General features: G+C 75.2%; 20 protein-coding genes and 1 pseudogene. 13 read left to right on the top strand and 8 right to left on the bottom strand.

The annotated features are described in order from the left end of the window. Window positions 1-96: 96 nt before the first annotated feature. The 3 genes from AD017_RS22195 to AD017_RS22185 all read left to right on the top strand — a co-directional run bounded on the left by AD017_RS22195 (window position 97) and on the right by AD017_RS22185 (window position 4,500). Window positions 97-3,231 carry an arabinosyltransferase domain-containing protein gene (locus AD017_RS22195; protein WP_060575408.1) on the top strand — a complete coding sequence of 1,045 codons (3,135 nt, stop codon included), beginning with the start codon at window positions 97-99 and terminating at the stop codon, window positions 3,229-3,231. Window positions 3,232-3,317: 86 nt separating this feature from the next. Next, a complete protein-coding gene (locus tag AD017_RS22190) occupies window positions 3,318-3,719 on the top strand; it encodes a VOC family protein (protein WP_010232037.1) in 402 nt (133 codons plus the stop codon). 292 nt (window positions 3,720-4,011) lie between these two features. Next, window positions 4,012-4,500 carry a carbonic anhydrase gene (locus AD017_RS22185; protein ID WP_010232036.1) on the top strand — a complete coding sequence of 163 codons (489 nt, stop codon included), beginning with the start codon at window positions 4,012-4,014 and terminating at the stop codon, window positions 4,498-4,500. Window positions 4,501-4,565: 65 nt separating this feature from the next. On the opposite strand, the gene AD017_RS22180 is transcribed toward AD017_RS22185, so the two are convergent. From AD017_RS22180 to AD017_RS37510, 8 genes and pseudogenes are all read right to left on the bottom strand, one after another. Then, window positions 4,566-4,793, bottom strand: a complete 228-nt coding sequence (locus AD017_RS22180) for a hypothetical protein (RefSeq protein WP_010232034.1) — start codon at window positions 4,791-4,793, stop codon at window positions 4,566-4,568. Between the two features lie 120 nt (window positions 4,794-4,913). Continuing rightward, entirely contained in the window at window positions 4,914-6,542 is a 1,629-nt protein-coding gene (locus tag AD017_RS22175) for an ABC transporter ATP-binding protein (protein WP_202968895.1), read from the bottom strand. Continuing rightward, entirely contained in the window at window positions 6,539-7,459 is a 921-nt protein-coding gene (locus tag AD017_RS22170; RefSeq protein ID WP_082398864.1) for an ABC transporter permease, read from the bottom strand. Before AD017_RS22170 ends, AD017_RS22175 begins: the two co-directional genes overlap by 4 nt. Beyond that, a complete protein-coding gene (locus tag AD017_RS22165; RefSeq protein ID WP_060575406.1) occupies window positions 7,456-8,415 on the bottom strand; it encodes an ABC transporter permease in 960 nt (319 codons plus the stop codon). The genes AD017_RS22170 and AD017_RS22165 overlap by 4 nt, the downstream gene beginning before the upstream one ends. Before the next feature lie 37 nt (window positions 8,416-8,452). Then, window positions 8,453-10,111: an ABC transporter substrate-binding protein gene (locus AD017_RS22160; RefSeq protein WP_082538281.1), complete on the bottom strand. Its 1,659-nt coding sequence runs from the start codon at window positions 10,109-10,111 to the stop codon at window positions 8,453-8,455. After that, window positions 10,108-11,488 (bottom strand): annotated as a pseudogene (locus tag AD017_RS22155) (NtaA/DmoA family FMN-dependent monooxygenase). Before AD017_RS22155 ends, AD017_RS22160 begins: the two are co-directional and overlap by 4 nt. Further along, on the bottom strand, window positions 11,485-12,738 hold the full coding sequence (locus tag AD017_RS22150) for an LLM class flavin-dependent oxidoreductase (protein WP_060575405.1): 1,254 nt from the start codon (window positions 12,736-12,738) through the stop codon (window positions 11,485-11,487). The pseudogene AD017_RS22155 and the gene AD017_RS22150 overlap by 4 nt, the downstream one beginning before the upstream one ends. Before the next feature lie 104 nt (window positions 12,739-12,842). Next, the gene (locus tag AD017_RS37510; RefSeq protein WP_349675477.1) at window positions 12,843-12,941 is read right to left on the bottom strand and encodes a putative leader peptide; all 99 of its coding nucleotides are present in this window, start codon (window positions 12,939-12,941) and stop codon (window positions 12,843-12,845) included. Between the two features lie 700 nt (window positions 12,942-13,641). Between AD017_RS37510 and AD017_RS22145 the strand changes: the two genes are divergently transcribed. From AD017_RS22145 to AD017_RS22105, 10 genes are all read left to right on the top strand, one after another. After that, window positions 13,642-14,739: an ABC transporter substrate-binding protein gene (locus AD017_RS22145; RefSeq protein ID WP_082398863.1), complete on the top strand. Its 1,098-nt coding sequence runs from the start codon at window positions 13,642-13,644 to the stop codon at window positions 14,737-14,739. A 30-nt stretch (window positions 14,740-14,769) separates the two neighbouring features. Beyond that, window positions 14,770-15,591 carry an ABC transporter ATP-binding protein gene (locus tag AD017_RS22140; RefSeq protein ID WP_060575404.1) on the top strand — a complete coding sequence of 274 codons (822 nt, stop codon included), beginning with the start codon at window positions 14,770-14,772 and terminating at the stop codon, window positions 15,589-15,591. Then, window positions 15,581-16,483 carry an ABC transporter permease gene (locus AD017_RS22135; protein ID WP_060575403.1) on the top strand — a complete coding sequence of 301 codons (903 nt, stop codon included), beginning with the start codon at window positions 15,581-15,583 and terminating at the stop codon, window positions 16,481-16,483. Before AD017_RS22140 ends, AD017_RS22135 begins: the two co-directional genes overlap by 11 nt. Window positions 16,484-16,607: 124 nt before the next feature. Continuing rightward, a complete protein-coding gene (locus tag AD017_RS37505; RefSeq protein ID WP_369821698.1) occupies window positions 16,608-16,685 on the top strand; it encodes a putative leader peptide in 78 nt (25 codons plus the stop codon). A 182-nt stretch (window positions 16,686-16,867) separates the two neighbouring features. Next, the gene (locus AD017_RS22130; protein ID WP_010232032.1) at window positions 16,868-17,713 is read left to right on the top strand and encodes an ABC transporter permease; all 846 of its coding nucleotides are present in this window, start codon (window positions 16,868-16,870) and stop codon (window positions 17,711-17,713) included. After that, window positions 17,686-18,399, top strand: coding sequence for an ABC transporter ATP-binding protein (locus tag AD017_RS22125; protein WP_010232030.1), 714 nt, complete (start codon window positions 17,686-17,688; stop codon window positions 18,397-18,399). Before AD017_RS22130 ends, AD017_RS22125 begins: the two co-directional genes overlap by 28 nt. Before the next feature lie 16 nt (window positions 18,400-18,415). Next, window positions 18,416-19,540 carry an LLM class flavin-dependent oxidoreductase gene (locus AD017_RS22120; RefSeq protein WP_060575401.1) on the top strand — a complete coding sequence of 375 codons (1,125 nt, stop codon included), beginning with the start codon at window positions 18,416-18,418 and terminating at the stop codon, window positions 19,538-19,540. Continuing rightward, complete coding sequence (locus AD017_RS22115; RefSeq protein WP_060575399.1) at window positions 19,537-20,637, top strand: Rrf2 family transcriptional regulator; 1,101 nt, start codon at window positions 19,537-19,539, stop codon at window positions 20,635-20,637. Before AD017_RS22120 ends, AD017_RS22115 begins: the two co-directional genes overlap by 4 nt. Continuing rightward, window positions 20,634-21,101 carry a cupin domain-containing protein gene (locus AD017_RS22110; protein WP_060575398.1) on the top strand — a complete coding sequence of 156 codons (468 nt, stop codon included), beginning with the start codon at window positions 20,634-20,636 and terminating at the stop codon, window positions 21,099-21,101. The genes AD017_RS22115 and AD017_RS22110 overlap by 4 nt, the downstream gene beginning before the upstream one ends. Next, window positions 21,098-22,078 carry an ABC transporter substrate-binding protein gene (locus AD017_RS22105; RefSeq protein ID WP_060575396.1) on the top strand — a complete coding sequence of 327 codons (981 nt, stop codon included), beginning with the start codon at window positions 21,098-21,100 and terminating at the stop codon, window positions 22,076-22,078. The genes AD017_RS22110 and AD017_RS22105 overlap by 4 nt, the downstream gene beginning before the upstream one ends. The last annotated feature ends 104 nt before the right edge of the window (window positions 22,079-22,182 follow it).

Raw genomic sequence — 22,182 nt, 5'->3', positions numbered from 1 at the left:
CCCGGGCCCGCGCCGTCGTGCGGACCCGGCCCCGCCCGGGCACGGTGGATCATGCCGCCCCGCCCGCGGACACCGACGACGCCGACCCGGAAGACGATGACCAGCCCGTCCCCCACCGACCGCCCCGGCCACGGCCGGCCGCCGTCGCGCGCGCTCGTCCTGGCCACCCTCCTGTCCGGCGTCCTGGCCGTGGTGCTCGCCGCCCTCGTGCCGTTCGCGCCGGTCGAGACCCGGGACACGACGGTCACCTGGCCGCAGGCCGGCGAGCTGCCGTCGTCGACGACGGCGGCGTTCCAGCCCACCGCGCCCGAGTCGGTGCGGGTGACGGTGCCCTGCCCGGTGCTGCGTGCCGCGCAGGACCGGGGCGGGGCGACGACCGTGGTGTCCACCGAGCGGCCGGGCACACCCGGGACCGGGTTCACCGTGCTGACCGACGGCGGTGACGTCCGGGTGCAGGCCGGGGGCCGGGAACTGGTGCGCGAGCCGATACCCGGCGGCGATGCCTGTGGCGTGCTGCTCACCGCCGACGCCGGCGGCGCCCGGGTCACCCTCGGCGACGCCGCACCGCGGACGTTCCCCGGCGACGTCGTCCGGACCGTCGCGGCCTTCACCACCGACCTGGCCCCGGCGGACGCCGAGGGCCTGCAGGTCACCGCCCGCACCGCCAACTGGTTCGAGGCCGCCCCGACCGGGACGAAGCTGGTCCTGCTCGGCCTGCAGTGGGCGTCCGCGGCCACCGCGCTGGTCCTGCTCGCCCGGCTCGCCGGGGACCGTCTCCGCCGGCACCGAGGTGCATGGCGGTTGTGGCGGGCCCGGCTCGCGGCGCTGCGGACTCCGTCCGGGGCGGGGCGGACCGTCGCCGACGTCCTGGTCGTGGGCACGCTCGCGGTCTGGACCGTGATCGGCCCACTGAGCACCGACGACGGGTTCACCGAGGCCATCGCCCGCAACACCACGGGCGACGACTTCGGGAACGTCTACCGCTGGGGCAACGCGTCCGAGGCGCCGTACACGCTGGTGATCCGGATGGTCCAGGCGCTGGCCGGCGCCGGGGTGGGCCCGCTCGGGCTGCGGGTCCCGTCGGTGCTGGCCGGGATCGCGGTGTGGCTGCTGCTGTCCCGGGTGGCGCTGCCCGCCGTGCTGCCCCGCCTGCACCGCCGGGCGTGGGTGCGCGGCACGCTCGTCGTCGCGTTGCTGGCGTGGTGGCTCCCGCTGAACCTGGGGGTCCGTCCGGAGCCGTTCGCGGCGCTGGCCGTCACGGCCGCCCTGTGCTGCGCACTGCGGGCGGTCGCCCGGCCGGGTGGCCGGGCCGGGCTCTGGACGTCGGGCGCGGCGCTGGCGTCCGGGCTGGCGCTGGCGGTGACGCCGTCGGCGCTGACCCTCGCCGGGCCACTGTTGCTGCTGGTCCCGGCCCTGTGGCGGCGGTTCGCCGGGCGCGGCGGGCCCGGCCCGCGCGCCGCGACCCTCACCGGGGCCGCCGCGACGGTCGCGGCGGCCGGGATCGCGGCGGCGGGCGCGGTCGTCGTGTTCACCGGGCAGAGCTTCTACACGGTGGCACGAGCGACGGAGATGCACGCGTTCTACGGGCCCGCTGTCGCCTGGTTCTCCGAGATCCGCCGGTGGGAGTACCTGCTCGGGTTCGACAACGAGCAGGGCGGGCTGGGCCGCCGGCTCCCGGTGCTGCTGACGATCGCGCTGCTCGTGGCCGCGCTGCCCCTGGTCGCGCGCGGCGCGCACCGGTGGACCGCGGGACTGCGCCGGACGCCGGTGCCGCTGGTCGGCGTCGCGCTGGGGTTCGTGCTGCTCACGCCGTCGCCGTCGAAGTGGACGCACTACTTCGGCACGCTCGCCGGGGTCGGGGCGCTCGCCGTCGTCGCGGGGGTGGCGCTGGTCGTCGCGGCCGCGCGCAGGCCCGCCGACGCGACGGTGCGGGGCGCCGCCGCGGCCGGCACCGTCGCGGCGGTCGTGCTGACGGCGCTGGTGTTCGCCGGGCGCAACGACTGGTTCCTGTGGTCGGGGTGGGGCGTCCCGCGGCTCGACGGGCCGTTCGAGCCGCTGGACTCCCCCGCCGTCTGGCTGCTCGTGGCGGTGCTCGTGCTCGCCGGGACGCTCCTCGCGGTCCGGCCCGTGCCGCGGGCGGCGGCGATGCTGCCCGCCGGTGTCGTGGTGACCGCGCTGGTCACCGGGGTCGCCGTGGTGGTCGGCTCGCTCGCCGTCGCACCCCTGCGGCAGGACGGCGGCTACTCGGTCGGCGCCCAGATGTGGGACGAGCTCACCGGCCGCGGCGGCTGCGGGATCCTCGACCACGTGACCGTCCCGCGGGACGGCGGCGCGCTCGCGGCCGCGGGCGGCGAGGACACCCTGACGGGGTTCACCGAGGGCGGCGGGTGGCCGCAGCCCCCGCCGGACGGCGGCACCGGCTGGGGCAGCCGCGACGGCGGCCCGGGGACGACCGGCGAGCTCACCAGCCGCTGGTACTCCGTCCCGGCGGGACCACCGGACCGGGAGCTGACGGTCGACGTGGCCGGGCGGACCGGTCAGGGCAACGTCGTCGAGCTCGAGTACGCCCGGGCCGGGTCCGCGGAGCCGGACGGCGCGCTGCCGCTCGACGACACCGCGACGTCCGACGACGCCCGCGCCGACTACCCGTCCGAGCGGGTCGAGGAGGCCACCCCGCTGGACCGGCCGGGGTGGCGCGGGGTGCGCGTCACCGTCGGCGAGCTGCCGGAGGGGACCGACCGGGTCCGCGTGCACGCGGTCGACGACACCACCGACGCCGGCGGCTGGGTCGCCGTCGCGGCGCCGCGGCTGGTCGAGCCGGCACCGGTGGTGCCGATGCTGCGCGACGCCGACGGCCCCGTCTACGTCGACTGGTCCATCCTCTGGTCGGCACCCTGCCTGCGGGACCTGCCGGCGGTGCGGGCCGGGCTGGTGCAGACGCCCCGCTATCTGGTGCTGGGGCCGTCGTCGCTCGGGTTCGCCCTCGACGTCTCCTTCACCGGCGCCGCCGGGGGCAGCTTCGCCGCGATGCGCCGGACCACCACCGAGTCGGTGATCGGCACCCGGGTCGACACCGCCGACGACCCCGAGCAGGACGACTGGGGGCGGGTCACCCGGATCGACACGGACCTCGCCGTCGACGCCTACGACGTCCGGTCCGACAGGGTGTCGCGCTGGGGCTGGGAGGGCGACCGTTCGCCCCTGGGCCGTCCGGAGCTCCCGCCGCCCTGAGCCCGTCCGCTCGGAGGGGCCGGTGCCGGGACACCACTGATAGACAGGTGCGGATACCTGCACGCAAGGAGCAAGGGAGCTTCATCGTGGCTTTCCCCGGACTGCAGCACGTCGCGCTGACCGTGGGCGACATCGAGCGCAGCACGAAGTGGTACTCGGCCCTGTTCGGCGCCGATCCGGTACTGGTCGAGGACGAGGAGGGCGGCCGCTTCCACCACACCGTCTTCGCGCTGGACGGCGGCATGCTGTTCGGCCTGCACACCCACCAGGGGCGCGAGTCGAAGGACTCCTTCGACGAGGAGCGCACCGGCCTGGACCACGTCGGGTTCGCCGTCGGCTCGCAGGCCGAGCTGGAACAGTGGGCGCAGAAGCTGACCGACCTGGGCATCGCGCACGGCGGCGTCAAGAAGGGGCACTACGGCAGCGGGCTCTCGTTCCGCGACCCGGACAACATCGCGCTCGAGTTCTTCGCGTTCCCGGAGGGCTGACCCGGACCGGGACCCCGGTGCGACGGCGGCCGTGTCCGGACACGGCCGCCGCCGTACCACCGTGCGGACGCGCGCTTGCCCGGCGGCGGCGGTCCGCGATCGAATCATGCGGTGATGCGCACCCGGCTCGAACCGTTCTGGCCCAGCCGTCGCATCACCGCGTTCGACGAGCTCTGTCGGTGGGCCGCGTAGCGACCCCGGCACCGACTCCCGGGTCGCGGCGCGGCCGTCCCCGTGCCCAGGTCCGCGGGCACGACGCCCGCGATCACCGACCCACCGTCAGGGAGCCACCGTGTCCGTCACCGACGATCTGCTCGCGAACAACGCCCGCTACGCCGAGAGCTTCTCCGGCCCGCTGCCCCTCCCGCCGGCGAAGAAGGTCGCCGTCGTCGCCTGCATGGACGCCCGGCTGGACGTCTACCGCATCCTCGGCCTGAACGAGGGCGAGGCGCACGTCATCCGCAACGCCGGCGGTGTCGTCACCGACGACGAGATCCGCTCGCTGGCCATCAGCCAGCGGCTGCTGGGGACCGAGGAGATCATCCTCATCCACCACACCGACTGCGGGATGCTGACCTTCACCGACGACGACTTCAAGAAGTCCGTCCAGGACGACACCGGGATCAAGCCGGAGTGGGCCGCCGAGGCCTTTCCCGACCTCGACGGCGACGTCCGCCAGTCGATCGCCCGGATCACGGCCAACCCGTTCGTCCCGCGGAAGGACTCGGTCCGCGGCTTCGTCTTCGACGTCGCGACCGGGAAGCTGAACGAGGTCGTCTGAGGCCCCGCGACCCCGGACGGCCCGGCCCCGCGAGCGTGCGGGGCCGGGCCGTCCGGTGTGCGGGATCAGGCCGTCCGGGGACGGCGGCGCAGCGCGTTGCGCGCCACCGCCAGCTGCTGCGCGACCTCGGCGGTGATCAGCTCGGCGTGCAGCACGTCGGCGCGGTCGGAGACCCCGTCGGGGCCTGCGGTGCGCAGCGCGCGGTGCCGCCGGACGAGGGCCTCCAGGCTGTCGAGCAGCCGGGTCCCGGGATCGGTCGTCGCCCCCGGCGGGGGCAGGGTCGGTGCACTCATCGTGTCTGTCTCCTGTGGTCTCAGGGTGCCTCGGGGATCGGGTCGATCACCTCGGCGGACAGCGCGTGGTGCACACCCGCACGTAGTCGATGACTCGCCGCCGGGACAGGACGGTGCGGGTCAAGTCACCACCCCCGCCCGTCTACCGGCGATCGCAGCGAGAAGCTCCCGGGTGTGGTCGTCCCGCGGGTCGTCGAACAGCTCGGCGGTGGGCCGCAGCTCACGCAGCCGGCCGTCCCGCAGGACGCCGGTGCGGTGCGCCACCCGCCGGACCACGGCGAGGTCGTGCGAGATGAAGAGGTAGGCGAGCCCGTCGCGTTCCTGCAGCTCGGCGAGCAGCTCCAGCACCTGGGCCTGGACCGACACGTCGAGCGCGGACACCGGCTCGTCGCAGACGACGAGGTCCGGGGACAGCGCCAGCGCCCTGGCGATCGCGACCCGCTGCCGCTGCCCGCCGGAGAGCTCCGCGGGACGCCGGTCGAGCACGCCGGCGGGCAGGGCCACCCGGCCGACGAGCTCGGCGGCCCGCGCGTCCTGCTCGGCGGCGGTGCCCACGCCGAACGCACGCAGCGGCTCGGTGACGGTCTCGCGCACCGCGAAGCGCGGGTCCAGCGACGCGTACGGGTTCTGGTAGATCAGCTGGGCCCGCCGACGCAGCGCCCGCCACTCCCCGCCGCGGACGGTGGTGACGTCGTCGCCGCCGATCAGGACCCGACCCGAGGTGGGGTCCTCCATGCGCAGCAGCAGCCGCGCCGTCGTCGACTTCCCGGAGCCGGACTCGCCCACCAGGGCGAGGGTCTCGCCGCGCGCGACGGTGAAGGACACGCCGTCGACCGCCCGGTGGGTGCGGCGCCGCCACTCCCCCCGCCGCCGCGGCAGCGGGAACTCCTTCACCAGGTCGCGCACCTCGGCGACCGGCGCCGCACCCGCTGCGACGGGTGCCGGGGCGGGCGGGGCGGTCACAGCCAGGCCGGGCGCGGCGGCCAGCAGCTCCCGGGTGTAGGGATCGGCCGCATCGGCGAGCAGTGCGGACGGCACGCCCTGCTCCACGACCCGCCCCTCCCGCATGACGACGATCCGATCGGCCCGGTCGGCGGCGACGGCCAGGTCGTGCGTGATCAGCAGCAGCGCGGTCCCGAGGTCGCGGCGCAGCGTGTCCAGGTGGTCGAGGATCCGCCGGGCGACGGTGGCGTCGAGTGCGCTGGTCGGCTCGTCCGCGATCACCAGGGACGGTCCGGCGGCGATCGCGATCGCGATCAGCACCCGCTGCCGCATCCCGCCCGACAGCTCGTGCGGGTACTGCCCGGCCCGGGTCCCGGGGTCCGGCAGCCCGGCCTGCTCCAGCAGCTCCACGGCGCGCGCGGGTGCCGACCGCCGGTCCGCGAGCCCGTGCGCGCGCAGCACCTCGGCGACCTGCGCGCCCACCCTCTGCACCGGGTTGAGCGCGACGCCCGGGTCCTGCGGGACGAGCCCGATCCCGGCACCGCGGACGGTGCGGTACCGCTTCTCCGGGAGCCCGGTCAGCTCCCGGCCGTCGAGGGTGACGGTGCCCGCGGTGACGGCGCCGGCCTCCGGGAGCAGCCCGATCACGGCCTGGGCGAGCGTGGACTTGCCCGACCCGGACTCCCCGACGACGGCGACGACCTCCCCGGGCCCGACGTCCAGGTCGATCCCGCGCACGGCGTGCACCGGGCCCGCGCTGCCGCGGTAGGTCACCTCCAGGCCGCGGACCTGCAGCAACGCGCTCACCGCGACCGCCCCCACTCGCCGTCCAGCGCGCGGGAGATCCGGTTGACCGACAGCACGGTGGCCGCGACGACGAGGCCGGGCATCGCGCAGATCCACCAGGCTGTCGCCAGGTAGTTGCGGCCGTCGGCGACGAGCGATCCCCACTCGGAGGCAGGTGGCGGGGCGCCGTAGCCGAGGAACGACAGCGCCGAGACGGCCAGGATCGCGAGCCCGAACTCGAGCACGGCGAGTACCGCGACCGGTCCGGCGGCGTTCGGCAGGACGTGCCGCAGCAGCGAGGTGTACCAGCGGGTCCCGACCGCGCGGGCCGCCTCGACGTAGAGCGAGCGACGCACCCGCAACGTCTCCGCCCGCATCACCCGGGCGAAGCTCGCGATGCTCGCCACCCCGACCGCGATCGCTACCTTGACGGTGCCGAACCCGAGTGCGGTGATCAGCGCCAGCGACAGCAGGATCGCCGGGATCGCGAGCAGCACGTCGACACCGCGCATGAGGATCTCGTCGACCCAGCCGCCGGCGAAGCCGGCGAGCAGCCCGATCGCGCCGCCGACGACGAGCGCGACGGCCACCGCGATCACCGTGGCCTGCAGCGACAGCGACGCGCCGTGCACCACCCGGGTCCAGATGTCGCGGCCGAGATGATCGGTGCCGAACCAGTGGCCCGGCCCCGGGGGCAGCATCCGCTGCGCGGTGTCGCCGATCGCGGGGTCACCGGGCGCGAGCACCGACGGCACGAACGCGGCGACGAGCACCAGCAGCACGACGGCGACGGCCGCGACCAGGCCGGGCCTGCCACGGAGGAACCGGCCGAGCCGGGCCGGCGCACCACCACGCCGCCCGGCCCGGCGCGGCTCCACGCGACCGGTGGAGCCGGTACCGGTCGCGAGATCGGGGGTGGCGCGGTCCAGGAGCGTCATCGGGTCCCTCCGGCGGCGACGGTGGTGGTGGCGATGCGCGGGTCGAGCAGCGGGTACGCGAGGTCCACGAGCAGGTTCACGACGACGAACGCGAGCGCCGCGAACAGCACCACGCCCTGCACGACCGGGATGTCCTGCGCACCCACCGAGGCGACGGTGAGCCGGCCGAGGCCGGGCCGGGTGAAGACGGTCTCGACGACCACCGACCCGGCGAGCAGGTTCCCGACGACGTAGCCCAGCACCGTCAGGGCGGGGATCGCCGCGTTGCCCAGCGCGTGCCGCAGGTGCACCGCCGCCTCTCCGATGCCCTTGGCGCGGGCGGTCGTCACGAACGGAGCCTCCAGCGACCGTTCGAGGCTCTTCGCCAGCACCTGTGCGATCAGGGCACCGGTCGGCAGCCCGAGCGTGATCGCCGGCAGCACCAGCGACCCGGGCCCGCGGTCGCCGACCGACGGGAGCCAGCCGAGCCGGAACGAGAACAGCTGCACCAGCATCAGCCCGACCCAGAACACCGGCATCGACACCGCCAGCGACGGCAGCGACCACAGCAGCTGCCGCAGCCGCCCGGACCGGGTCCAGGTCGCGGCGACCGCGACCGCGGTCCCGCCGGCGACGGCGACGAGCAGGCCCACCCCGGCCATCTGCAGCGTCGGCGGCAGCGCGTCGGCGACCGCGGACCGGACGTCCTGCCCGGTCGCGAACGACGTGCCGAGGTCACCCTGCAGCGCGGCCCACAGCCTGGTGACGTACTGGACCGCCGGCGGCTGGTCCAGGCCGTAGCGGGCACGCAGCGCGTCGAGCTCCGCCGGCGTGGGCGGCTCCCCGTCGGACGCCCCGGCCATCGTCGCGACCGGGTCGCCGGGCAGCAGGTAGAGCACGACGAACGACACCGTCCACGCGGCCCAGAGGACGACGGCGGCGAGCCCGAGCCGGCGAAGCAGGTACGCGGTACTCACACCGCCTCCGAGGGAACGATCACGTCACGCCGGCGGGTCATCGCGCGTCGGACTTCCAGGCGTCGTGCAGCTGGATCCGCGAGGAGGCGTCGAAGGTGACGCCGTGCGCGTCCGGACCGACGCCGAGCACCGTGGTGAGCTCGACGACCGGCGCAGTGTCGAAGCGCTCGGCGAGCAGCCGCTGTGCCTGCCCGGCCAGGTCCGCGCGCCGCACGGGGTCCACGGTGGAGGCCTGCTCCACGAGCGGGGCCTGCAGCGGCCCGGCCGGGAGCCGGTAGCGGTTCGCCCCCTCGGTCCCGTACGTCGAGCGCAGGATGTCCGGGTCGGCCCGGGTCAGGTTGCCCCAGGCGGCGACGAAGTCACCGCCGTCGAGGACGGCCTGGGTCTCGGCGATCTGGACCTCGCGCAGCTGGAGGTCGACCCCGATCCGGCGCAGCTGCTGCTGGATCAGCTCGAGTGCGGGCTTCGTGGTCCCGATGTTCTGCGCGAACGTCAGCGGCACGGTGAGCTTCTGCGCCCCCTTCGCCCGGATGCCGTCCGGACCGGGCACCCACCCCGCACGGTCCAGCGCGGCCGTCGCCGCGGCCGGGTCGTACCCGACGAGTGCCGACAGGTCGGCGTAGGACGGCGTTGTCGACGACAGCGCGCTCGTCGCCGCACGGGTCCGGCCCGGGTAGACGGCGGCGACGACCTCGTCGCGGTCGATGCCCCGCGACAACGCCTCGCGGACCGCCGGATCGGCACCCAGCGGGGTGGCCTGGTTGAACGTGATGCCGAACGGCAGGCCGGGGTTCGGCCGGGCCGGGAGCTGCACGCCGGCCGCGGTCAGCGGGGCCTCGTCCTGCTGCCCGACGCTGGCGATCGCGTCGACCTCACCGGACTGGACGCTGCCCGCCCGCACCCCGGACTCCGGGACGACACGGAACTCGGCCCGGTCGAGGAAGGCCTCGCCGGGGTGGCCGAACAGCGACGAGCCCCAGTCGTAGCCCGCCCGCTTCGCGAGCACGGTGACGTCGTCCTTCGCGTAGCGCTCGAGGGTGAAGGGCCCGGACCCGACGACGCCGGCGCACCGGTCGTCGTCGGACCGGGCGGCGTCGGCCGGGGACAGCAGGCCGAGGCTGTGCGTTGAGGTGCCCTGCAGGAACTGGACGTTGGGCTCGGAGAACCGCACGGTGAACTCGGTCGGGCTCGTGACGTCGGTCCCGGTGTACCCGGCGAGATATCCCTTGGGCAGGCTGCCGCGGGCGCCGAGCTCCGGCACCCGGTCGAAGTTCGCCTTCACCGCGGCCGCGTCGACCGGGGCACCGTCGGAGAACGTCGCGCCCGGGCGGAGGGTGAACGTCCACGCCGTCGCGTCGGCGTTCGACGACCAGCGCGTCGCCAGCCAGGGGACGACCGCACCCGTCTCCGGGTCCTGGTCGGTGAGCGAGTCGACGACCTGGCGCAGGGCGTAGATCGAGTCGTTGCTCTGCACCTGCTGCGGGTCGGCGCAGCCCTGGTCCGACGACACCGCGAACACCAGGGAGCCACCCGGCCGGGGCGGGCCGGCGTCGGCGCCTGCCCCGCCGGCACCGGCACCCGACCCGCAGGCCGTGAGCGTGAGCGCGGTGGCGGCGAGCAGCACCGCCGACCGCCCGGCGGGCAGGTCGCACAGCGGGCCGCGGCGCAGCGCCGCGGGGAACCGGAGGAGCCTCATGACGCCACCGCCGGGGAGCGTCGCTCGCCGAACCGCGACGGCGGGGCCAGGCCGAGGTTCTCCCGCAGGGTCCCGCCGTCGTACCCGGTGCGGAACACACCCCGCTCCTGCAGGATCGGGACGACCCGGTCGACGATCTCGTCGAGCCCGGACGGGCTGACGTGCGAGCCGAGGATGAACCCGTCGCTGGCGTCGGCCTGGACGTAGCGGTCGATCTCGTCGGCGACGTGCTCCGGGGTCCCGACGAACACGGCCCGGTCGAACACGTGCTTGACGACCTCGCGCAGCGACCAGCCGTGGGCGTCGGCGAGCTCGCGCCAGGCCCGGACGGTGGCGTGGGCGTCCTGGGTCAGCGGGGCACGCCCCTCGATCCACGTCGGGGCCTCGGGCGTGGGGTCGACGTCGGGCAGCGGGCCGTCGGGGTCGAACGCCGACAGGTCGCGGTTCCACACCATCTCGGCGAGCACGATCGACGTCCACGGGTCGACCTGCTGGTCGTGGATGTGCGCGTGGCGCTCGCGGGCCTCGGCCCCGGTGTCGCCGAGGACGACGCCGGCGCTGGGCAGGATCCGCACCTCGCCGGGGTCGCGGCCGGCCTTGCGCACCCGGGCCTTCACGTCGTCGTAGAACGCGCGGGCCTCGTCGAACCTCTGGTAGCGGGAGAAGATCGCGTCCGCGTTGGCGGCGGCGAAGTCGCGGCCCGCGGGGGACTCGCCGGCCTGCAGGACCACCGGGTGCCCCTGCGGGCTGCGCGGGGTGGTGAACCGCCCGGCGACGTCGAACTGGTTCCCGGCGACCGCGAAGTCGCCGACCTGCCCGTCGCGCAGGAACCGCCCGGACGCCGGGTCGGCCACGACGGCGCCGGAGCCCCACGAGTCCCACAGCGCACGGACCGCCGTCAGGGTCTCCCCCCCCCCGTTCGTAGCGCTGGTGGTGGCCGAGGTACGCGCCGCGGCGGAAGTTCTCGCCGGTGGGCGCGTCGGAACTGGTGACGACGTTCCAGGCGGCGCGGCCACCCGAGAGCAGGTCGAGCGTCGCGAACTTGCGGACCAGCTCGTACGGCTCGTTGAAGGTGGAGTTGATCGTCCCGGCGAGCCCGATGTGCTCGGTGACCGCGGCGATCGAGGCGAGCACGCCGAAGGTGTCGGGACGGCCGACGACGTCCTGGTCGAAGATCTCCCCGCCGCGGGTGCGCAGCCGGAGTCCCTCGGCGAGGAACAGCAGGTCGAGCTTCCCGCGCTCCGCGGTGCGGGCCCAGTGCTCGAACGACTCCCAGGCGATGTGGCTGCCGGAGGCCGGGTCGCTCCAGACGGTGTCGTGGTTGACGCCCGGGAAGTAGGCGCCCAGCACGATCTGCTTGCGGTCGGTCCTGCTCATGCGGTCGCTCCGGCGGGGGTCGGGACGGTGGTGGGATCGGCGCCGGCGGCGTAGCGGCTGGCCGGGCGGGGCAGCCCGAACCGCTCGCGCAGGGTCCGCTCGGCGTAGGCGGTGCGGAACGCGCCACGGCGCTGCAGCTCGGGCACCAGGCCGTCGACGATCGCGTCGAGGTCGTCGGGCAGGACGGCGGGCCGCAGCCGGTAGCCGTCGAGCCCGGCCTCCCGCCAGTCCAGCAGGACGTCGGCGAGCCCGGCGGGGGTCGTGGCGAGGACCGCGGCGTCGCTCGAGAGCGGGTCGCGGGCGTCGAGCCGGGCCAGCCGGTCCCGGGCGTGGGCCTCGCTGTCACCGAGGACGACGACGAGGTCGCCGAGGATCCGCAGCGGTGGCGCCGTGCGGCCGGCGGCGCGCTCGGCGGTGCGGACCCGGTCGACGACCCGGGCGGTGTCGTCGGCGTCGTGCGGGGTCGTGAACACCACGTCGCCGGCCCTGGCCGCGAGCAGGGACGGCTCGTAGCCGTGGGCCAGCGACACGACCAGCGGCTGCCCCTGCGGCGGTCGCGGCACGATCGACGGCCCGGCGACGCGGAAGTGCTCCCCGGCGAAGTCGATCCGGTGCAGCTTCGCGCGGTCGACGAACCGGCCGGTCAGCGCGTCGCGGATCTCGGCGTCGTCCTCCCAGGAGTCCCACAGCCTGCGGACGACCTCGACGGCGTCGGCGGCCTCGGAGAACAGCTCGGCGACGAGCGCGCGTGCCTCCGGGGTGTCGAGCTCCGAGCGCCGGACGCCCGGGATCGCCCGCCGCCCGACGTGCGCGGCCTCGTCGGCGCGGACCGAGGTCTGTACCCGCCACCCGGCCCGCCCGTGCGAGTCGTGGTCCAGCGTGGACAGCGCGGAGGCGACGTGGAACGGCTCGGTGTGCGTGGTCGTGACCGTCGGCACCAGCCCGATCGACGACGTCAGCGGCGCCAGGAAGGACGCCACCAGCGACGCGTCGAGCCGGCCCTGTACCCGGTCGGTGCGGCGCTCCGCACCGGCGAGGTGGTCACCGGACTGCAGGCCGAACGCGTCCTCGAGGGTGACGAGATCGAGCAGCCCGCGCTCGGCGGTGCGGGCGAGGTCCGCCCAGTAGCGGGCGGTGAACAGCTCACCGGGCCGGGCGCCCGGCTCGCGCCAGGCGGCGGGGTGCCAGCCGGCACCGTCGAGGGCCGCCGCGAGGTGCAGCGGGCGTGCAGGGTTGTCCGATGTGGACATGAGGGCATCGCTTCCTTCACGCGGGACGCGTGACGTGGCGGGGGCGCGCGGCGGCGGGAGGGCCTGCCACGCGGAAGACGACCGGACGGGCGGTCGTGGAGCGGTCAGGCCGGACAGGCCGCGCTGGTCACGCGCAGGAGGTCCACGTGGCGCCGGTAGCGCGGGTGGTGCGTCGAGCGGGCCCGCTCCGCCGTCGACCGCATGGTTCCTCCATCGCGTCCCGGCGGGAGCACCCTCACCCGCGTGCTGCGGGGGGTTGCTGCGGCGTCGTCGAGCCGGGTCTCTCGGCCGCTCCGGATGGTGTGCCCCCTGACTGTAGGGAGCGTGGGCACGACCGTGTCAACCCGCGCGCCCGGCGAGTGATCCGCGCCGCTCGCATCGTCCCGACCGGCGGAAACACCGGGCCCGGGGAGCCGAGGATGTCCGGACACCGTTCCCGGTTTCCTGCCCGGTGGACGGTGGGTTGTCCGGAGACCCGACCACCCCGCACCCTGATCGGGTGACGACGTGCCAGGGACGGCCTTCGCGTCCCGGGCCACGTCCGCCCCGGGCCGCGGACGCGCCCACGACGAGTCCCGCCACCCGCGTGCGCCGGGCCGTCCCCGTCCTCCCGACCGGGCTCGAGGAGTTCTGGCCGAGCCGGCGCGCGCCCGCCTACAGCGAGCTCTGTCCCGGCGCGGCACGCGCCCACCGCTGAGCCGGCGCCCACCTCCTCGGACCCGCCACCGGTCGGCTCCCGCGCTCCCGCGCGGCGACCGGGGGGCAGGCCGCCCGCCGGGACCTCTCCCCCGGCCCGCCGCCACCCCGTCCCACGACCCGCCTCCCCGGCACGCCGTGCTCCCGGCCGGCCGGCGACCCGCGCCCGGCGCGCGGGTCACCACCACGGAAGGACCCCAGTCCGCGATGTCCCCGCACGTCCTGCACCCCGGCTCCCGGGTGCGCACCGCCGCCGTCCTGCTCACTCTGCTCACCACGCTCGGCGTGCTGGCCGGCTGCTCGCGCGCCGACGAGGGCTCGTCGGCCGCACCGGCCGAGACCTCCCCCGCCGCCGAGGTCCGCCTCGGGTACTTCCCGAACATCACCCACGCGCCCGCCCTGATCGGGGTGGAGCAGGGCCTGTTCACCGCGGAGCTCGGGAACACGACGCTCACCCCGCAGACGTTCAACGCCGGTCCCGACCAGGTCAACGCACTCCTCGGTGGCTCGATCGACGTCGCGTTCATCGGCTCCGGCCCGGCGATCAACGCGTTCACGAAGTCGAACGGGGAGGCCGTGCGCCTCGTCGCCGGGTCCACCTCCGCCGGCGCGCAGCTCGTGACCTCACCGGACATCACCTCGCCCGAGCGGCTCAAGGGCAAGGTCATCGCGACGCCGCAGCTGGGCAACACCCAGGACATCGCGCTGAAGACCTGGCTGAAGGAGAACGGTCTCCCGATCGGCGAGGGCCCGGACGCCGTGACCGTGCAGAACATCGAGAACCCGCAGACCCTCGACCTGTTCAAGCAGGGCAAGGTCGCCGGTGGCTGGCTGCCCGAGCCGTGGAGCTCCCGGCTGGTCGACGCGGGCGCGAAGGTCCTGCTGGACGAGAAGAGCCTGTGGCCGGACGGGAAGTTCCCGACGACCGTGATCATCGTCCGGACCCAGTTCCTGCAGGAGCACCCGCAGACCGTCGAGGCGATCCTGCGCGGTGAGCAGAGGGCCATCGAATTCGTCCGCGACCAGCCCGACCAGGCCAGGACCATCACCAACGGCGCGATCGAGAAGATCACCGGCAGCGCGCTCCCCGCGCCGGTGCTCGACCGCGCCTTCACCGAGCTGTCGTTCGACTCCGACCCGCTCGCGTCGACCTTCCCGCAGCTGGCGAAGGACTCGGTCACCGCGGGCATCGCGGACTCCGAGCCCGACCTGACCGGGCTCCTGGCACCGGCCGCGGTCGACACCGTCCGGCAGTCGGTCGGCGAACCCGCCGTCGACCCGGCCGGGCTGGCCGCCGCGAACTGACCCGACCGACCACCACCGACGAGGGGAACCATGACCGTGCCCGTCGATGTCACGACCATCGCAGGCCACCGGCACCGGACGCGGAGCACCGCGGTCGAGCTGACCGGCGTCGGCAAGACGTTCGGCACCGGCCCGGAGGCGGTGACCGCGCTGAACGGGATCGACCTCCGGGTCGCCGACGGCGAGTTCGTCTGCCTGCTCGGCGCGTCCGGATGCGGCAAGTCGACGCTGCTCAACCTGCTCGCCGGGCTCGACGGGGCCACCGTCGGCTCGGTCGAGGTGGGGGCGGCCCGGCCGTCGTTCATGTTCCAGGAGGCCGCGCTCATGCCGTGGCTGACCGCGCTGCGGAACGTCGAGCTGCCGCTCAAGCTCGCCGGGCACGGCCGGTCCGCCCGCCGCGACCGCGCCGAGGAGCTGCTCGCCCTGGTCCGGCTCGACGGCATGGGCGGCAGGCGTCCGCACGAGCTGTCCGGCGGCATGCGGCAGCGCGTCTCGCTGGCCCGGGCGCTCGCCGCGGCCACCGGTCTCGGCGCCTCGGAGGACGCCGGGGCACCCGGCCTGCTGCTGATGGACGAGCCGTTCGCCGCGCTCGACGCGATCACCCGCGACGTCCTGCAGGGCGAGCTGCTGCGGGTGTGGCGGGCGACCGGCACGACCGTGGTGTTCGTGACCCACGACGTCCGCGAGGCCGTCCGGCTGGCCGAGCGGGTGGTGCTGCTGTCGTCCCGGCCGGGAACCGTCGTGCGCGAGTGGACGGTCCCCGCGGGCGGGCACGACGCCGAGCAGCAGGCACAGCTGCACGACGACATCACCGGACGGCTCCGGCAGGTGATCACCAGCCATGCCGCGTGACGAGCAGGGCCGGGGCGTCGGCGTCGCCGAGCACGACCGGGACTCCGCCGCCGCCGTCGCGGGGCTGGACGCCCTGGACATCCCGGTCGTCCGCACCACCCCGTGGTGGCAGCGGTTCCTGCGGGGCTGGCTGCCGCCGATCGTCGCGCTGGTGGCGATCGTCGTGGTCTGGCAGACCGTGTGGGCCTCGGCGGTGCTGCCCGAGTACAGGTTGCCCGCCCCGGGCGACGTCGGCGCCGAGTTCGGCCGGATCGTCGCCGGCGGCGAGATCTGGGGCTACGTGTGGACCTCGATCAGCAGGGCGGTGCTCGGTTTCCTGCTCGCCCTGGTGATCGCCACCCCGATCGGCCTGCTGGTGGCGAAGGTGCCGCTGGTGCGGGCCGCCATCGGACCGCTGCTCACCGGGCTGCAGTCGCTGCCGTCGGTGGCCTGGGTGCCGGCCGCGGTGCTGTGGTTCGGGCTGACCGACGCCACGATCTTCTTCGTGGTGCTGCTCGGGTCGGTGCCCTCGATCGCGAACGGCCTGGTGGCCGGGATCGACCAGGTCCCGCCGATCCTGCCGCGGGCCGGGCAGGTGCTCGGCGCGACCGGGTTCGCGATGGCCCGGTACATCCTCCTGCCGGCGGCCCTTCCCGGGTACCTCGCCGGCTGCAAGCAGGGGTGGGCGTTCTCCTGGCGGTCGCTGATGGCGGCGGAGATCATCGCCGCGGGCCCGGCGCTCGGCGTGGGCCTCGGCGCCTACCTCAAGAACGGCGCCGACGTGAACGACATCGTGAAGGTGTTCGCGGCGATCCTCCTGATCCTCATCGTCGGGATCGGGGTCGAGCTGCTGGTGTTCCGGCCGCTGGAGCGCCGGGTGCTGCGCGCCCGCGGGCTGGCGCTGTCGATCTGACGCCGGTGGGAGCGGGCGACGTGTCCGGACGGGTTCCGCACCCGCTCCCACCAGGCGAAACAGGTGACGGCAATCCCAACACCAAGGGTTGGGTTTCAGGTCCGGGCCGGTTACCGTCGACGTCGTGACCGGTTCCCTGCTGCTGACGACGCGCGAGCACATCGACCTCGCCCGCGTCGCGTCGGCCCTCTGTCGGCCCTGAGTCCGACCCGCCCGTCACCCCTCTGCCCCGCGCCGCCCCGCGGCACACCCCTCCCGGCGCTCACGGAACCCGGCCACGCTCGCCCGATCGCGCGAGCGGCGACGCAACCGGTGAGCGCCCGCCATCGCGCCTCCGCGGCTCGTGGGGGTGTGGTTCCGGCGCGCCCTTCTCCAGGAGCTTGTATGACGACCACGTCCGAACGGGCGCGCGCCCAGGCGCCGCCCGACGTCGAGACCCTCCGCACCCGGCAGACCCGGGGCCCCGCCCGGGTGCCGCGCTGGGTGGTGAAGACCGCGTCCCCGGTCCTGCTCGTCGCCCTGTGGCAGGTGCTGTCCAGCACCGGCCTGCTGCCGCGCGACGTGCTCGCCTCACCCGTCACCGTGGTGGAGACCGCGGCCGGGATGTGGGCCGACGGGGCCGTGCAGAGCGCCGTCGTCGTGTCCGGGGCGCGGGTCGTCGCCGGGATCGCGATCGGCGTGGTCACCGCCGTCGTCCTCGCGACGCTGTCCGGGCTCTTCCGGCGCGGGGAGGACGTCATCGACGCACCCGTCCAGATGCTGCGCACGGTCCCGGTGATCGGGCTGATCCCGCTGCTGATCATCTGGTTCGGCATCGGCGAGGAGCCGAAGATCGTGCTGATCGGGCTGGCCGTGACCTTCCCGCTCTACATGAACCTCTTCGGCGGCATCCGCAACGTCGACGCCACCCTCGTCGAGGCCGCCCGGACCCTCGGGCTCGGCTGGTTCGGCCAGGTCCGCCACGTGATCCTGCCGTCGGCGATGCCACAGTTCCTGGTCGGCCTGCGCTACTCGCTCGGCACGGCCTGGCTGGCGCTGGTGTTCGGCGAGACGATCAACGCCACCTCCGGCATCGGCTACGAGATGAACCGGGCCCGGGAGTTCTTCGAGACCGACGTCATCGTCGTCTGCCTGGTCCTCTACGCGCTGCTCGGCCTGGTCGGCGACGGCATCGTCCGACTCCTCGAGAGGGGGCTCCTGTCATGGCGACCGGCGTTCAGCGGGCGGTGAACCCCGTCTCGGTGCGGGGCCTGACCCGGCGTTTCGACGACCGGGCGGTCCTCGACGACCTCGACCTCGACATCCCGCCCGGCCAGTTCGTCGCGCTGCTCGGCGCCTCGGGCTGCGGCAAGTCCACCCTGCTGCGGATCCTCGCCGACCTCGACCACGACGTGACCGGTGAGGTCACCGTCGCACGGAAGCGGGCCGTCGGGTTCCAGAACCCGCGGCTGCTGCCGTGGAAGAAGGTGTGGCGCAACGTCGTCATGGGCCTGCCCGGACGCCCGGACCGGTCCCGCGCCGAGGCGGCGCTCACCGAGGTGGGGCTCGGGCACCGCATCGACGTCTGGCCGAAGGTCCTCTCCGGCGGCGAGGCCCAGCGGGCCGCGCTCGCCCGGTCCCTGGTCCGCGACCCCGACCTCCTGCTGCTCGACGAGCCGTTCTCCGCGCTCGACGCGCTCACCCGGATCACCGCCCGCGGCCTCGTCGACGAGGTCTGGCAGCGGCACCGCTGCGCGGTGCTGCTGGTGACCCACGACGTCGAGGAGGCGCTCGTGCTCGCCGACCGCGTGCTCGTCATGGACGGCGGGCGGATCGCGCACGACGCGCCCGTCGACCTCGACCGGCCCCGCGACGTCACCCACCCCGACTTCCAGCACCTGCGCGCCGACCTGCTCGGCCGCCTGGGCGTGCACTGACCACCGGAGGGACACCATGTCCGTCGAGTTCATCGGCATGATCGGGACCCAGGAGGTCTCGGAGATCCACCCCGCCGCAGGGCCGGTCGTCGACCGCGACACCGTCCGCCGGTTCGTCGCCGCCCACGAGAACGGCGGCTTCGACAAGGTGCTGGTCGGCCACTCGTCGTCCACACCGGACGGTCTGCAGGTCGCAGCGTACGGCGCCGCCCACTCCGACCGGCTCGGCTTCCTCGTCGCGCACCGGCCCGGGTTCACCGCGCCCACCCTCGCCGCCCGGCAGTACGCCACCCTCGACCACTTCTCGGGCGGTGGCCGGGTCGCGATGCACGTCATCTCCGGCGGCAGCGACACCGACCAGCGGCGCGACGGCGACTGGCTCGACAAGGAGCAGCGCTACGCCCGCACCGACGAGTACCTGTCCGTCCTCCGCCGCGCCTGGTCCGAGTCGGACGCGTTCGACCACACCGGGGAGCACTACCGGGCCGCCGGCGTGCGGCAGGAGATCCGCCCGCTCGCCCCGATCCCCCTCTACTTCGGAGGGTCCTCCGACGCCGCCTACCGGGTCGGCGGGCGACACGCCGACGTCTTCGCGCTCTGGGGCGAGCCCCTCGCGGGCACGGCCGAACAGATCACCCGCGTGCACGACGCCGCCCGCGCGGCCGGGCGCACCGAGCTGCCGCGGATCAGCGTGTCGTTCCGGCCGATCCTCGGCGACACCGAGGAGGAGGCGTGGGCGCGCGCCCACGCGGTCCGGGACGGGATCGTCGCCGCGAAGGGCGGGCACGGCTCCTTCACCGGCAGCCGGATGCGCGAGGCCGGTGCGCCGCCCAACGTCGGCTCGCAACGGCTGCTCGCCGCCGCGGAGGCCGGCGAGCTGCACGACCGCTGCCTGTGGACGGCGACCGCCGCCGCGTCCGGCGCCGCGGGCAACTCGACGGCGCTGGTCGGCACCCCGGACACCGTCGCCGCCGCGCTCGCCGACTACGTCGGCATCGGCGTCACAACCCTGCTGATCCGCGGCTACGACCCGATCGACGACACCCGCCGCTACGGCCGCGAGCTGCTGCCCGCCGTCCGTGCCGAGCTGTCCCGCCGCGGGCTCGACCGCGACGCCGCCGTGCAGGGGGTCCCGGCGTGAGCGGGCCCGCCACCGCGCCCCGCCGCACCGCACCCGCCGCGGCGACCGTGTGGGCGCCCGAGGGCACCTCGCGCGGCACCGTCGCCGTCCTGACCGGGCGCGGTGAGCACCCCGGGATCTACGCCCGGCTCGGCCGCCGCCTCGCGTCCGACGGCTGGACCGTCGCCGTCCCCGGTCCGGGTGCCGGCGACGACGCCGACGCCCTCGCCGGCGCGACCGGCGCCCGGGTGCTGCTCGGCTCCGACACCGGCGCGCTGCGGGCGTGGGAGCTCGCCGCGTCGGGCACCGTCCGGCCGGACGGTCTGGTGCTGGCCGGGCTGCCCACCGCCACGTCCCCGGCGCTGGACCACGAGGGCGAGCTCGACGCCCGCACCGCCTGCCCGGTGCACCGCGGTGTGCTCGAGGCCGACCCGGACTTCGGGTGGGGCGCGCTCGCCGAGGCCCCGCCGCCGGTACCCGCCGCGGCACTGCCCGACCTGCCGGTGCTGTGGCTGCACGGCGACGCCGACCCGGTCACCCCGGCCGCCGGGATCCGGGAGCTGGCCCGCCCCGCCGACGACGTCGCCGTCGTCGCCGACGGGGTGCACGACGTGCTGAACGACCAGTTCCACCGGATCGTCGCGGCCCGGCTCGTGCTCTTCCTGGAGCGGCTGGCCAAGGGCGCCCGGTTCGCCGAACCGCCCGCACCGGCGTCCGGCGGGTCCCGGGCCCGCCGCGCCGCGCCGCTGACCGTCTCGGCCCGGCTCGACCACGCGCTGGCCGCGCTCGCCGAGCTGGTCGACGCCGACGGCGACACCGTCACCTGCGACGCGATGTCACGTGCCCGGGGCGTCCCGCTGAACTCGCTGGTGAACGTGATGCTGCAGCTGCGCCGCGCCGGGCTCGTCACGAGCAGGCGGGGCTGCGAGGGCGGCTATCGGCTCGCCCGCCGGGCCGGCGAGATCACCGTCGCCGACGTCGTGCGCGCGACCGAGGGCGCGGTCGCCGTCCTGCGCGGCACCGGCCCGGCATCGCTGCTCTGGGCCGACCTGGAGCGCACGGTCGCCGAGTTCCTCACCGCACGCACCCTCACCGACCTGGAGCGTTCCGCCCGATGAGCACCGACTCCTTCCACCCCGACCTCGGCACCACCGTGCCCGACCACGCCCGGGTGCACCTGGTCCGCGGCGCCGACCTGTCCGGCGACACCGCCCAGACCAGCGGGATGAGCCGCCGCGAGGCGGTCAGCGGCCGCACCGTCGGCTCGTCGACGCTGTGGACCGGCGAGACGCACGTCGCCCCGGACACGAACTCCGGCGACCACCACCACGGCGAGGCGGAGACCTCGATCTACGTGGTCAGCGGACGGCCGCGGTTCGTCTTCCACGACGGCACCGGCGAGGTCGTGCTGCAGACCGAGCCGGGCGACCACGTGTTCGTCCCGCCCTTCGTCCCGCACCGCGAGGAGAACCCTGACCCGGAGCACCCGGCCGTCGTCGTCATCTCGCGCAGCACCCAGGAGGGGATCGTCGTGAACCTTCCCTCGCTCACCCCCCTCACCGATCCGGAGACCACCCCGTGACCCGCCGCCTCACCCTCCCCGCCCTGCTCGCCGCGCTCGCCCTGGTGCTCGCCGGCTGCTCCGGCGGTGCCGCGGACGACGGTCCCACCGACCTCTCGCAGGTGACACTGCGGGTCGGTGACCAGGCCGGGATCCAGCAGGCGCTCGTCGAGGCGTCCGGCGCGCTCGAAGGCACCCCCTACAAGGTCGAGTGGGCCCAGTTCCCGGCCGCCGCCCCGCTGCTCGAGGCGCTGCGCAGCGAGGCGGTCGACGTCGGCATCGCCGGCGACGCACCCACGCTGACCGCGCTCTCCTCCACCGACCGGATCAAGATCGTCACGGCGACCCGCTCGCCCAGCCAGGGCGGCCTGGCGCTGCTCGTGCCGAAGGACTCGCCCGTACGCTCGGTCGCCGACCTGCGCGGGAAGACGGTCTCGCCGACCACCCAGGGCAGCATCGGGCACTACCTGTTGCTGCGCGCCCTCGAGGAGGCCGGGGTGCCCGCGGACCAGGTGGACATCTCGTTCCTGCAGCCGGTCGACGCGGCCGCCGCGATGAACTCCGGCGCGATCGACGGGTGGTCCACCTGGGACCCGTACACCGCGGTCGCCCAGCAGGAGTCCGGCGCCCGCGTCCTGCGGGACGCGAAGGGGCTCGGCACCGGGCTCACGTTCCTCGACGCCAACACCGAGGCGCTGGAGGACCCCGGCACCCGGGCCGCGCTGACGGACTTCACCCAGCGCTACGCCCGGGCCCTGCAGTGGGCCCGGGAGAACCCGCAGGAGAACGCGGCGATCTACGCGAAGCTGACCGACCGTCCGGCCGCCGTCGCGGACCTGATGGCGCAGCGGGCGCTGCGCAGCACCGAGCCGCTGACCCCGGACCTGACGGCCGAGCTGCAGGGGGTGGCCGACCGGTACTCCGACTACGGCGTGCTCCGCAACCGGGTCGACGTCGGCTCCGCGATCGAGGACCTCGGCGCCCCCGCCGGGTCCTGACCGCACCGCCCGGTCCGGTCGCCCACGACCGGTCCCCGCCGAGATGCGGCCCAGCGTTCCGTCGTGATCGACATCCGACGCTGAGCCGCATCTCGGCGGTGGTG

This window comes from Pseudonocardia sp. EC080619-01 (genome assembly GCF_001420995.1).
GTDB lineage: Bacteria > Actinomycetota > Actinomycetes > Mycobacteriales > Pseudonocardiaceae > Pseudonocardia.
The sequence above is the reverse complement of the archived record's forward strand: the minus strand, read 5'-3'. Positions and strand labels throughout refer to the sequence as shown.

Excerpts from the sequence above, each read along its gene's own strand:
- AD017_RS22120 (WP_060575401.1), top strand. The coding sequence starts at position 18,416 with ATGTCCGTCGAGTTCATCGGCATGATCGGGACCCAGGAGGTCTCGGAG.
- AD017_RS22180 (WP_010232034.1), bottom strand. The coding sequence starts at position 4,793 with ATGAGTGCACCGACCCTGCCCCCGCCGGGGGCGACGACCGATCCCGGG.
- AD017_RS22170 (WP_082398864.1), bottom strand. The coding sequence starts at position 7,459 with ATGACGCTCCTGGACCGCGCCACCCCCGATCTCGCGACCGGTACCGGC.
- AD017_RS22150 (WP_060575405.1), bottom strand. The coding sequence starts at position 12,738 with ATGTCCACATCGGACAACCCTGCACGCCCGCTGCACCTCGCGGCGGCC.
- AD017_RS22110 (WP_060575398.1), top strand. The coding sequence starts at position 20,634 with ATGAGCACCGACTCCTTCCACCCCGACCTCGGCACCACCGTGCCCGAC.
- AD017_RS22135 (WP_060575403.1), top strand. The coding sequence starts at position 15,581 with ATGCCGCGTGACGAGCAGGGCCGGGGCGTCGGCGTCGCCGAGCACGAC.
- AD017_RS22140 (WP_060575404.1), top strand. The coding sequence starts at position 14,770 with ATGACCGTGCCCGTCGATGTCACGACCATCGCAGGCCACCGGCACCGG.
- AD017_RS37510 (WP_349675477.1), bottom strand. The coding sequence starts at position 12,941 with ATGCGGTCGACGGCGGAGCGGGCCCGCTCGACGCACCACCCGCGCTAC.
- AD017_RS22130 (WP_010232032.1), top strand. The coding sequence starts at position 16,868 with ATGACGACCACGTCCGAACGGGCGCGCGCCCAGGCGCCGCCCGACGTC.
- AD017_RS22125 (WP_010232030.1), top strand. The coding sequence starts at position 17,686 with ATGGCGACCGGCGTTCAGCGGGCGGTGAACCCCGTCTCGGTGCGGGGC.
- AD017_RS22160 (WP_082538281.1), bottom strand. The coding sequence starts at position 10,111 with ATGAGGCTCCTCCGGTTCCCCGCGGCGCTGCGCCGCGGCCCGCTGTGC.
- AD017_RS22145 (WP_082398863.1), top strand. The coding sequence starts at position 13,642 with ATGTCCCCGCACGTCCTGCACCCCGGCTCCCGGGTGCGCACCGCCGCC.
- AD017_RS22195 (WP_060575408.1), top strand. The coding sequence starts at position 97 with ATGACCAGCCCGTCCCCCACCGACCGCCCCGGCCACGGCCGGCCGCCG.